The sequence below is a fragment of the Flavobacterium sp. CHNK8 genome (assembly GCF_019774515.1).
GTDB lineage: Bacteria > Bacteroidota > Bacteroidia > Flavobacteriales > Flavobacteriaceae > Flavobacterium > Flavobacterium tiangeerense.
The window spans coordinates 1,051,118-1,063,807 of sequence record NZ_CP081492.1 but is presented as its reverse complement, the minus strand read 5'-3'; the positions used below and the strand labels follow the sequence as shown (position 1 = coordinate 1,063,807).

The window sequence follows — 12,690 nt, the reverse complement described above, 5'->3', positions numbered from 1 at the left end:
TCCCATTTTAAGAACTACAACTTAACATACTACAGCCTACTTTATCTCTGGCCCAATCCGGTCTTTTGGCAAACCATTTTTGGAAATTAGGTTGCTCATCATAAGGTTTTTGGAGCATTTCAAATAATTCATTTAGCAAACCGTAATCTCCTTTATCCGCATCATCAATACACAGTTGCGCCATGTAATTTCGCAATACATACTTGGGATTTACTTTATCCATTTGTTGTTTTCTTTCCAAATCAGAAATAACCTCTTCATTAATTCGAATACTGTACTTTTCAAACCAATCGTACCATTCACTCAAGATGGCTTCATCTAAATCCTTTTCATTGTAAAAAGCAGCTTTAACAGTATTGAAAGCATCTTTCGAAGTAGCTACTTTGGTAACATTGCTTAGACTCCTAAAGAAAATAGTCATATCGGTTTCTACTCGTTGAAGTAATTCAATCAAACTTTGAATCAAGACTACATCCTCTTCTTTTTTGATTTGGAAGCCCAACTTATTTTGCATCATTCTCAAATACTCCTTTTCGTAATTGGTACTGAATGCCTCAAGAATAGCTTCCAGCGGCTTAGCATCTTGAATTAAAGGATACAATGCATTTGCTAATTGGTATAAATTCCACAATGCCATTTCAGGTTGATTGCCATAACGGTACCTTTTATGCTGCCTGTCAGTGGTATTAGGAGTCCATCCAGGATCAAAATCTTCTAACCAACCGTAAGGACCATAATCAATTGTAATCCCGTGAATAGACATATTATCCGTATTCATTACACCATGCACAAAACCAACGCGCTGCCAGTTGACAATCATATTGAGCGTGGTTTGAGTAACTTCTTGAAAAAAGGCTAAGTATTTTTCGATTCCTTCTTTTTGAATTTGTGGAAAATGATGTTTAATAGTAAAATCTGTCAGTAATTTTAAATTTTCGTGATCTTCACGCGCGGCAAAAATTTCGAAACTTCCAAAACGAATAAAAGATGGAGCCACTCTTGCTACAATAGCGCCTTTCTCATAAGCAGGATTTCCATTGTACAAAACATCGCGTAGAACGGGATCTCCAGATAACATTAACGAAAGCGAACGAGTTGTGGGAACTCCTAAATAATGCATGGCCTCGGCACATATGTATTCTCTAATGGAAGAGCGCAAAACCGCAAATCCATCTGCATTTCTAGAATATGGTGTAGGTCCAGCACCTTTTAGTTGTAACGTATACGATTCATTGTTATGTTGAACTTCGGTTAAATTTATGGCACGCCCATCACCTAGTTGTCCAGCCCAATTCCCAAACTGGTGACCTGCATAACACAAGGCATAAGGCTTAGTTTCAGGATAAATGGTAGTACCTGAAAACGTATTTAAAAATGCAGTTGATGCAAGATCTTCTTCATTAAGTCCGAAAGTATTGGCCACTTCAGCAGAAGCATGAATTAATTCAGGATTACTTGGTTTTACTGGCGTTACATAAGAAAAACACGCTTTTTCAACTTGCCTTGGAGTATTTTCAAGGTCAAGATCTGCCGGTAATTCAGATGTGAAGTTATTTTTTATATGAAGTTTCATGATATCAAATTTAAAAAAACAAAGGTAATTGATCCGTGCGATACTGTTTTGTACTTTCCAATAATATTATGAATTGTTTACTTTCCACTAATTATTTGGCATAAAAAAACCTGTTTACTAAAGCAAACAGGTTTCTAATATATAACAATTTTCTAATTAAGAAAGTGCCGCTTGTACTTGATCAGCTGCTTCTTGAAATTCAACAGCAGATAAAATTGGCATTCCTGAATTATCAATTAATTCTTTTGCAATAGCTGCATTGGTACCTTGTAAACGAACAATGATTGGCACTTTAATAGCATCTCCCATATTTTTGTAAGCGTCAACAACTCCTTGTGCCACACGGTCACAACGAACGATACCACCAAAAATATTAATCAAAATAGCTTTTACGTTTTGATCTTTTAAGATAATACGGAAAGCAGTTTCAACACGTTTTGCATCAGCAGTTCCACCTACGTCAAGGAAGTTTGCAGGCTCAAAACCAGCATACTTAATTAAATCCATAGTTGCCATTGCAAGACCTGCTCCGTTTACCATACATCCTACAGTTCCGTCAAGATCTACATAGTTCAAACCAACTTCTTTAGCTTCAACTTCGATTGGGTTTTCCTCACGAACGTCACGCATGTCAGCATATGCTTTTTGTCTGTATAATGCATTGTCATCAATGTTAACTTTTGCATCAACAGCCATAATTTTATCATCAGATGTTTTTAAAACCGGGTTGATTTCAAACATTGAAGCATCAGATCCGATGTATGCATTGTATAAAGAATCGATGAATTTCACCATTTCTTTGAACGCATTTCCTGAAAGTCCTAAGTTAAAAGCAATTCTTCTTGCTTGAAAACCTTGTAAACCTACAGAAGGATCAATTTCTTCAGTAAAGATTAAATGTGGTGTGTGCTCAGCAACTTCTTCAATATCCATTCCACCTTCGGTAGAATACATGATCATGTTACGACCAGTAGCTCTATTTAATAATACAGATACATAAAACTCTGATGTTTCACTTTCTCCAGGATAGTAAACATCTTCAGCAACTAATATAGTACTTACTTTTTTTCCTTCAGCTGATGTTTGAGGTGTAATCAATTGCATCCCTATGATTTGACCTGCAATTTCTTCTACTTGTTGTAAATTTTTGGCAAGTTTTACTCCTCCACCTTTACCACGTCCACCTGCATGAACTTGTGCTTTAATAACATGCCATCCTGTACCCGTTTCGGCAGTTAATTGTTTCGCAGCTTCAACAGCTTCAGCTGGACTATTTGCTACAATTCCGCGTTGAATGCGTACTCCGTAACTTGCTAGAATTTCTTTTCCTTGATATTCGTGTATGTTCATAATATAGAATTTGACTGGCTTCTGAATTTCTTCCAGAAATAAAGTGCCACAAAAATAGCAAAATTTAATGTAACTGTTATTTTTTTTAAATAAATTATTATTCAATTTTTCAGCAGGTATTTAAGCCCATTTCACATTGGTACGATTCTAAAAAATATCAATTTTTCAAACAATTTTGTTAGAATTTCATTTCAATATTAAAAACAAACGTATTTAGGCTGTTTCAGACCCAATTTTAAAAATAAATCCTTTTACTTTTTATTAAAAAAACAAAACAGCTCGTTCAAAATATCAATATTAATTTTTATTCAATACTTTTCTATTACAATTGTAAAAAACACTCTGTTTTAACCCATATACCTTTTATATCATAACGATTGTTTAATTTTACATAAAAAAATTCAAAAATGACAGTTAAAGAACAAGGACTTTATTTACCCGAATTTGAACACGACAATTGTGGTGCGGGATTCATTTGCAATCTAAACGGAATTAAGTCAAATGATATTATACACAAAGCATTAGATATTCTTATAAAACTAGAGCATCGAGGCGCTGTAAGTTCTGATGGTAGAACTGGAGATGGAGCTGGTATCTTATTTGATATCCCGCATGATTTTTTTAAAAAAGTATGTGATTTTGAACTTCCAAATGCTAAAGAATATGCTGTTGGAATGGTTTTTATGCCAAAGAGCAAAAATCAAGTTGTTTTTTGTAAAACTGCGTTTGAAAATGCTATTCATGATCAAAATCTAGAAATTTTAGGATGGAGAGACGTTCCCGTTGACGCATCAAATTTAGGCCAAATAGCTGGAGAAAAAGAACCTACTGTAAAGCAAGTCTTTGTAGGTAAAAAAGGTTTGGATTTGACAGAGCAACAATTTAATGCCAAAATGTTTGCCGCCAGAAAAATAGCAGAGCACACAATTCGGAACTCAAGAATTTCCGAAAGTCATATGTTTTATTTTTCTAGTTTTTCTACCACTACTATAATTTATAAAGGTTTGCTAATGCCAGAAGATATTAGCAGATATTACACCGATTTACTCGATGATGATTTAGTAACCCGATTGGCATTGGTTCACCAACGATTTTCGACCAATACTTTTCCATCTTGGGAACTAGCCCAACCCTTTCGCTACATGTGTCACAACGGAGAAATAAATACCCTTCGTGGTAACATCAGCCGCATGCGAGCCCGTGAAGAATTGATGAAAAGTGATGTTTTTGGCGAAGACATCAAAAAGCTTTTCCCAATTATTTTGGAAGGAAAATCAGATTCGGCATCGATGGACATGGTTATTGAATTGTTACTGATGACAGGTCGTTCCTTGCCCGAAGCTATGATGATGGTGGTTCCGGAAGCTTGGGAGAAACACCAAACGATGTCAGAAGATAAAAAAGCCTTTTACGAATACAACGCTTGTATTATGGAACCTTGGGATGGTCCAGCCTCTATTCCTTTTACAGATGGTAACGTTATTGGTGCTTTATTAGATAGAAATGGATTGCGTCCTTCTCGATACACTTTAACCAAAAGTGGTTTCGTAATTATGTCCTCTGAAATTGGAGTATTGGATATCAAACCAGAAGATGTAATTCAGCACGGACGATTAGAACCGGGGAAAATGTTTTTGGTTGACATGAATGAAGGCCGAATTATAGAAGATGATGAAATCAAAAATGCAATTGTCACCAAGCGTCCTTATAAACAATGGCTTGACGAAAATTTACTTTCGCTAGCTCAAATTCCGTACACGGATAATCCTATTCCAGTTGAAAATATTGATTTTGAAACCAGACAGCGCTTATTTGGATATACGATTGAAGATTTAAAAACCATCATCAACCCAATGGGTGCCGAAGGAGCCGAAGCACTAAGTTCAATGGGGAATGACACTCCGCTTGCTGTTTTGTCTGATCAGCCTCAATTGTTGTATAATTATTTCAAACAACTTTTTGCACAAGTAACTAACCCTCCACTCGATGGTATTCGCGAGGAAATCATTACGGATATTAGCTTGGCAATTGGTGGCGATTATAATATTTTTGACATTGTTCCCAAACATTGTAAAAAACTAAAAATCCAAAATCCTGTTATCTCCAACGAAGATTTGGACAAAATAAGAAACATCGATCATGCCGATTTCAAGTCAGTCACTATTTCAATGTTATACGAAATCAAAAAAGGAGTAAACGGCTTAGAGCGCGCACTTGAAAAAGCAGTACAAGCTACCTACAAAGCAGTTGCAGAAGGTTGTAATATTGTGATTTTGTCAGACAGAGGTGTTAGCGAAAAAATGGCACCTATTCCAATGTTATTGGCGTGTTCATACATTCATCATTCGCTAAACATTTTAAAAGTTCGATCAAAATTTGGTATCCTTATTGAATCGGCAGAACCACGTGAACCACATCATTTTGCGCTATTATTTGGTTACGGAGCAAGTGCCATAAACCCGTACATGGTTAATGAAATTATTCACAACCAAGTAAATGCAGGATTTATCACTGGTGTAAAAGCGGATTATGCCATCAAAAATTACAACAAAGCCATTGCAAAAGGGATTCTGAAAATCATGAATAAAATCGGAATTTCGACTTTGCATTCGTATAGAGCGGCACAAATTTTCGAAATCTTAGGACTAAACAAAACATTTACTTCTAAATATTTCCCTTACACGCCATCACGAATTGAAGGAATCGGTTTGATGGAAATTGAAAAAGAAGTCAAAAAAAGATATCAAAAAGCCTTTCCAAATTCCAAAGTCAGTAATTTACTTCCACTCGAAATTGGTGGTGTTTACAGATGGAGAAGATCAGGCGAAAAGCACATGTTTAATCCAACAACAATCTCTAAATTACAACAAGCTGTTCGCTTAAACAGTCCTGAAAGTTATAAGAAGTATTCAAAAATGGTCAATGATCAAAGTGAAAATTTGATGACCATAAGAGGTTTATTTGAATTCAACAACTTAGATCCTATCCCTTTGGATGAAGTGGAACCTTGGACTGAAATTGTAAAAAAATTCAAAACAGGTGCCATGTCATATGGATCTATCAGCCAAGAAGCACATGAAAACCTGGCGATTGCCATGAACCGAATTGGTGGAAAAAGCAATTCAGGAGAAGGCGGAGAAGACCCAAAACGTTTTCAAAAAGACTTAAATGGAGACTCTAGAAATAGCGCTATCAAACAAGTTGCTTCAGGACGTTTTGGAGTTTCGATTAACTATTTGACCAACGCTCGCGAAATTCAAATCAAAATGGCACAAGGAGCAAAACCAGGTGAAGGCGGCCAATTACCTGGTGAAAAAGTAGTGCCTTGGATTGCCGAAACTCGAAATTCAACACCATATGTTGGACTAATTTCGCCACCACCTCACCATGATATTTATTCAATTGAAGATTTATCGCAGTTGATTTTTGACTTAAAAAATGCCAACCGCGAAGCTAGAATCAATGTCAAATTAGTTTCTGAAGTTGGTGTTGGAACAATTGCCGCTGGAGTTGCAAAGGCAAAAGCAGATGTGATTTTAATTTCAGGATACGACGGAGGAACTGGAGCTGCTCCATTGACTTCATTAACTCATACCGGAATTCCTTGGGAACTTGGACTTGCAGAAGCGCAACAAACATTGATTTTAAACGATTTACGAAGCCGTATCGTTTTAGAATGTGATGGCCAATTAAAAACGGGTCGCGATGTGGCTATTGCAGCCTTACTTGGAGCGGAGGAATTTGGTTTTGCAACAGCGCCATTAGTAGCTTCAGGTTGCATCATGATGCGAGCGTGTCACTTGAATACATGTCCTGTAGGAATTGCAACACAAGATCCTGAATTGAGAAAAAATTTCAAAGGAACGCCAGAGCACATTATCAACTTCATGTATTTTATTGCCGAAGAGTTGCGAGAAATCATGGCTCAATTAGGCTTTAGAACCTTGAAAGAAATGGTTGGACAATCACAAAAACTGAATGTAAATAAAGCCATCAAGCATTACAAAGCAAGTGGACTAGATTTGTCTTCCATTTTATACAAGCCTGAAAAAGCAAAAGAAGTTCCCAATCACAATAAAACTACTCAAGATCATGCTTTAGAGCACGTTTTGGATTTTGATATTATCAAAGCTGCGATTCCATCAATTTACAGAAAAGAAAAAACAAGAGTTACCTTCGATATCAAAAATACCGATCGTTCTGTAGGAGCCATATTGAGTAACGAAATCTCAAAAATTTATGGCGCACAAGGATTACCCGAAGATACTATTTTAGTTGATTTTACAGGATCCGCTGGGCAAAGTTTTGGTGCTTTTGCAACAAATGGTTTATCATTTAAAATTCATGGTAACTGCAATGACTATCTAGGCAAAGGGCTTTCTGGCGGAAAACTAATCATTAAAGTTCCTCCTACTGCAACTTTCAAACCCGAAGAAAATATCATTATAGGTAACGTGGCCCTCTATGGTGCTATTACTGGCGAAGCCTACATTAATGGTATGGCAGGAGAACGTTTTTGTGTTCGAAATTCTGGAGCAACTGCCGTTGTAGAAGGAATTGGAGATCATGGTTGCGAATATATGACTGGGGGAACTGTCGTAGTTTTAGGAAAAACTGGAAGAAATTTTGCAGCCGGTATGAGCGGTGGAATTGCGTATGTTTTCGATCCCAACAAAAAATTTGATGCACGAGTTTGCAACATGGAAATGGTTGGCTTGGAATCTTTAGAAGAGGACGACTTCACCAAACTACGTCGTTTGATTAAAAATCACTCGCTCTATACCAGCAGTCCTCTTGCCAAAAGAATTTTAGAAGATTGGGAAAATCAACAGCACCATTTTGTAAAAGTAATGCCTACGGACTACAAAAAAGCATTACAACGCTTGGCAGAGGAAAAACAAATTAAAGAAATCAAAGAACTTATAGCATCATAGTCATGGGAAAAATAGGAGGATTTAAAGAATATTCTAGAACCGACGAAAGTAATGTTGCAATTCCAGAAAGAGTTTCAAATTATAATGAATTTACAATTCCGTTAACCAAAGATAAAATCAAAGAACAAGGCTCCAGGTGTATGGATTGCGGCATTCCATTCTGCCACAGCTCATGTCCGTTAGGAAACTTAATTCCTGATTTTAACGATATGGTGCATCAGGAGGAATGGGAAAGTGCACTGAAAATATTACAATCCACCAATAATTTTCCTGAATTTACAGGAAGACTTTGCCCAGCTCCTTGCGAAAAATCATGTGTTCTAGGAATCATTAGCGAGCCAGTTGCTATCGAAAATATTGAAAAAAATATTATAGAAAGAGGCTTTGCCGAAGGTTGGATCAAACCACAACCTCCAGAGGTTAGAACCGGAAAAACAGTCGCCGTAATTGGCTCTGGTCCTGCTGGTCTTGCAGCAGCACAACAATTAAATCGTGCTGGGCATACTGTTACCGTCTTTGAAAGAGACAATGCCATTGGTGGATTATTGCGTTATGGAATTCCAAATTTCAAACTCGAAAAAGCAATAATCGACAGACGTACAAAAGTTTTAGAAGCGGAGGGAATTACTTTTAAAACCAATGTCAATGTAGGAGTAAATTATGAAATTTCAGAACTCAATAATTTCGATTCAGTTGTATTATGCGGTGGTGCTACAGAGCGTCGCAGTTTACCAACAAAAGGAATTGAAAGCAAAGGCGTGGTGCAGGCTATGGACTTTTTAACACAACAAACCAAAGCATTATACGGTGAATCAATTCAAAATCAAATCAAAGCAACTGATAAAAATGTTATCGTTATTGGTGGTGGAGATACCGGTTCAGACTGTGTAGGAACTTCAAACCGCCATGGTGCCAAATCAGTCACTAATTTTGAAATTTTACCAAAACCTCCGGTAAGCCGAAGCGAGTCCACTCCATGGCCTTTTTGGCCTTTGCAACTAAAAACATCTAGCTCTCACGAAGAGGGTTGCGATAGAAACTGGCTCATCAATACGAAGGAATTTATAGCCAATGAAGCTGGAGAGTTGGTTGGATTAAAAACCGTTGAAGTAGCTTGGAAAATGACACCTGGTCAGCGACCTGAATTAATTGAAAAAGAAGGTTCCGAAAAAATCTGGCCTTGTGACTTGGCTTTGTTAGCACTCGGTTTTACAGGTCCCGAGAAAACATTAAGCGAGCAGTTAGGCATCAAAATTGATACCCGAAACAACTATCAAGCTACCAATTACCAAACCAATATTCCACATATATTTACCGCAGGTGACATGCGTAGAGGACAATCATTAATTGTTTGGGCAATTTCTGAAGGTCGCGAAGCCGCCAGAGAAGTAGATAAATACTTGATGGGTTATACCAATTTACCAACCAAAGGAAATGGTGATTTGCCTAGCCTATAAATAGTTTTAAACAATCAAAAAATGACTGCCAATTCCTTTATGGGCAGTCATTTTATTTTTTAGGAGGTGCCCCTACCTCCACTATCGTTTCGGTAGCGTCGGGCTGTTCGCTTCAAGTCCTCGTCTCGTCTAAAAAGACGAAACTGTGGGCTATCCGCTGCCATCCCTCACCCAAATTGAAAATTCGTATCTAAAACACTAATTTGTTTAAAATATAACTTTTTGTTACAATTTGTTAGAATTCATATCTTCCCTTGTAGGACTAAATAAAGAGTAATAAATTTGCTCAAAATTAATAATTATGCAATCAAAAGACTTAGTACAATTAGCAGAACAATTTGGTAGTCCATTATATGTATATGATGCCGAAAAAATACAATCTCAATACAACAGATTATCCAAAGCTTTTTCTAAAGTAAAACAGTTGCGCATCAATTATGCAATGAAAGCCTTATCAAACGTGGCGATACTTCAATTGTTACGAGAAATGGGTTCAGGTTTAGATACGGTTTCTATACAAGAAGTACAATTAGGCTTACACGCAGGATATGAACCTGAAAAAATATTTTATACTCCAAACGGTGTATCGCTTGAAGAAATAGAAGAAGTTGCAGCAATGGGAGTGCAAGTAAACATTGATAATCTTTCAATTTTGGAACAATTTGGAACAAAATATCCAAATGTACCAGTTTGCATCCGAATCAATCCGCACGTTATGGCAGGAGGAAACGCCAATATATCTGTAGGTCATATCGACAGTAAATTTGGAATTTCAGTTCATCAGTTACCTCATTTAGTTCGAATTGTCGAAAATACAAAAATGAACATTGTAGGTATACACATGCACACTGGTTCGGATATTTTAGATATTGAAGTATTTTTATATGCGGCTGAAATATTATTTGATGCAGCTAGAAATTTCAAAAACTTAGAATTCTTAGATTTTGGAAGTGGATTTAAAGTACCTTACAAAAAAGACGATATCGAAACAGATATTGAAGAATTGGGTAAAAAATTATCGAAACGATTTAATGCCTTCTGTGATGAGTACGGAAAAGAATTAACATTGATTTTCGAACCTGGAAAATTCCTTGTAAGTGAAGCTGGATATTTCTTAGCAAAAGTTAATGTCGTTAAACAAACAACATCAACTGTTTTTGCTGGAATTGACAGTGGTTTCAATCACTTAATTCGTCCAATGTTATATGGCTCACAACACCACATAGAAAACATCTCAAATCCAAAAGGGAAAGAGCGTTTTTACTCTGTAGTAGGATATATCTGCGAAACGGATACATTTGCAAACAACAGAAGAATTGCCGAAATCAAAGAAGGTGATATACTCTCTTTTAGAAATGCAGGAGCCTATTGTTTCTCTATGGCATCAAACTATAACTCCAGATACAAACCAGCCGAAGTTTTATGGATGAACGGCGAAGGACATTTAATCAGAGCCCACGAAACCTTTGAAGATTTGTTAAAAAATCAAATTCCGTTACCACAAGCAATAGCAGCGGTTTAAAATAGAAAATCCCATTTACACTGTCAAGCAGTTGTAAATGGGATTTTTTCAATTCTAAATATTATTACTTATCAAGTAAAGTTTCTAAAACTTCTGACTCAGTGCCATTCGTAAACGGAATTTTTAACATTTGAGACAACGTAGGTACAATTTGAGTTATGTACGTTTTTGCGTGTAACTCTCCTTTCGGTACATGCCATCCATAAAAAAGAAGCGGCACATGAGTATCATAACTATTTGGAGATCCATGTGTTGTTCCTGTAGCTTGATATTCCATATAGCCAGTCTTATCTAAAATCACTAACTCACCATTCTGTTTAGGATCATAACCTTTAGCTATAAAACTTAAGAAGTAATCATCACCTGAAGAAGCTAAAATTTCTTCCTCAGTATACACTCTTTTGATATGCTCTTGTGTCATCAAAAATCCTCTAAAGCTCTCTTTTACTTTTGTCAATTCTAAACCTTTTTGTTTTACCAAGTCCAAATTGAAAAATACATTGAAATTAGAATAGTCCAAGATAAGATCAACTCCAAAAGTTTCATTTGAAAATTTCTTTAAGGATTCCACAAAACCTTTAGTAGGAACATTTTTTACATTGTATTTATTATCCTTTAAATAATTTGGATTTTCTGCACCAGCATGATCAGCAGTCAAAAAAACTAAATAATTATCCTTTCCAACTGTTTTGTCTAAGTAATTTAAAAACTGTTCTAAATTTTGATCAAGACGTAAATAGGTATCTTGTAATTCTATAGAACGAGGTCCAAAAGTATGACCAACATAATCAGTCGAAGAAAAACTAACTGTTAGAAAATCAGTGATATCGTCTTTTCCTAACTCCTCTTTTTCAATAGCTTTCATCGCTAAATCTGCCAAAATATCATTACCAAAGGGTGTAGTTCGCAAAACATCAGCACCTTTTTCTTTGTAGATTTTAGCCAAATCATAAGGAAAAACAGGACCATTTGCTTTATCCAATTTCCCCTCGTATGGATTATCATCCGCTAAACTTTCATTGTAAGTAGATAATGGCTTCAATAAATTCCAACCTTTATTGATATAGTTCATATACCTTTTTTCTTGGTTGAATTCAGTTACCCAATTTGGCAAACTTGCACCATAAAACGTACTTGAAATAAATGAACCTGTTGAGCTATACCAAAATGCCCAATTTGCAAAATGTCCTGCTGGCAAAATAGCACCACGGTCTTTAATACTTAATCCAATAACTTTACTTTTAAAATTGGTTGCCATTCTCAACTCATCAGTAATTGTGGTACTTAAAAGATTTCTTGGTGACATCGCACCCTCTTTTTCAGTACCTTCTCCCACCATCTTAACGGATGCGTCATCGGTACAATACATATTTTTTCCAGTCGCTTTATTGAACCAATCATTTCCAACAATACCATGCGTTGATGGAGTTGCTCCAGTATAAATACTGGCATGACCAGGCGCAGTATAAGTTGGCACATAATTATAATGCATATTATGAAAAGTATATCCATTATTCATTAATCTTTTAAATCCATTTGCAGAAAAATCATCTGAAAAACGATATAAGTACTCCATTTTCATTTGATCTACTACTATACCCACTACCAATTTAGGGCGTTGCTGAGCTTGTGAGTTTAAAGACAAAATAACTGTCAAAAACAAAATAATTCTCTTCATATTATATATTTATATTTTAGACAAAAATACAACATAAAGTTCAAACCCACTCTTCACAACTACCTCATGATACTAAATTAATAAATTGTTAACCCTAACAAAAATTAAAATATTGAGTTTAAATAAAAAAAAATATAAACTGAAAAAGGAAAAATAAAATCGTTTATAAATAATAC

General features: G+C 35.9%; 6 protein-coding genes. 3 read left to right on the top strand and 3 right to left on the bottom strand.

The features are described 5' to 3' along the window. Positions 1-7: 7 nt before the first annotated feature. Positions 8-1,576 carry a YdiU family protein gene (locus K5V07_RS04580; protein WP_221918140.1) on the bottom strand — a complete coding sequence of 523 codons (1,569 nt, stop codon included), beginning with the start codon at positions 1,574-1,576 and terminating at the stop codon, positions 8-10. A gap of 153 nt (positions 1,577-1,729) precedes the next feature. Then, the gene (sucC, locus tag K5V07_RS04575) at positions 1,730-2,923 is read right to left on the bottom strand and encodes an ADP-forming succinate--CoA ligase subunit beta (protein ID WP_086453873.1); all 1,194 of its coding nucleotides are present in this window, start codon (positions 2,921-2,923) and stop codon (positions 1,730-1,732) included. A 407-nt stretch (positions 2,924-3,330) separates the two neighbouring features. On the opposite strand from sucC, the gene gltB reads away from it, so the two are divergent. The 3 genes from gltB (at position 3,331) to lysA (ending at position 10,836) form a co-directional block, all read left to right on the top strand. Further along, positions 3,331-7,857, top strand: coding sequence for a glutamate synthase large subunit (gltB, locus tag K5V07_RS04570; RefSeq protein ID WP_221916562.1), 4,527 nt, complete (start codon positions 3,331-3,333; stop codon positions 7,855-7,857). Between the two features lie 2 nt (positions 7,858-7,859). Continuing rightward, positions 7,860-9,314, top strand: coding sequence for a glutamate synthase subunit beta (locus K5V07_RS04565; protein ID WP_221916561.1), 1,455 nt, complete (start codon positions 7,860-7,862; stop codon positions 9,312-9,314). A 301-nt stretch (positions 9,315-9,615) separates the two neighbouring features. Beyond that, complete coding sequence (gene lysA, locus K5V07_RS04560) at positions 9,616-10,836, top strand: diaminopimelate decarboxylase (RefSeq protein ID WP_221916560.1); 1,221 nt, start codon at positions 9,616-9,618, stop codon at positions 10,834-10,836. 64 nt (positions 10,837-10,900) lie between these two features. On the opposite strand, the gene pafA is transcribed toward lysA, so the two are convergent. Next, positions 10,901-12,514, bottom strand: coding sequence for an alkaline phosphatase PafA (pafA, locus tag K5V07_RS04555; protein ID WP_221916559.1), 1,614 nt, complete (start codon positions 12,512-12,514; stop codon positions 10,901-10,903). Positions 12,515-12,690 lie beyond the last annotated feature (176 nt).

Bases quoted from the DNA above. Each gene is read 5' to 3' on its own strand.
- sucC (WP_086453873.1), bottom strand. From the start codon at position 2,923: ATGAACATACACGAATATCAAGGAAAAGAAATTCTAGCAAGTTACGGA.
- gltB (WP_221916562.1), top strand. From the start codon at position 3,331: ATGACAGTTAAAGAACAAGGACTTTATTTACCCGAATTTGAACACGAC.
- K5V07_RS04565 (WP_221916561.1), top strand. From the start codon at position 7,860: ATGGGAAAAATAGGAGGATTTAAAGAATATTCTAGAACCGACGAAAGT.
- lysA (WP_221916560.1), top strand. From the start codon at position 9,616: ATGCAATCAAAAGACTTAGTACAATTAGCAGAACAATTTGGTAGTCCA.
- pafA (WP_221916559.1), bottom strand. From the start codon at position 12,514: ATGAAGAGAATTATTTTGTTTTTGACAGTTATTTTGTCTTTAAACTCA.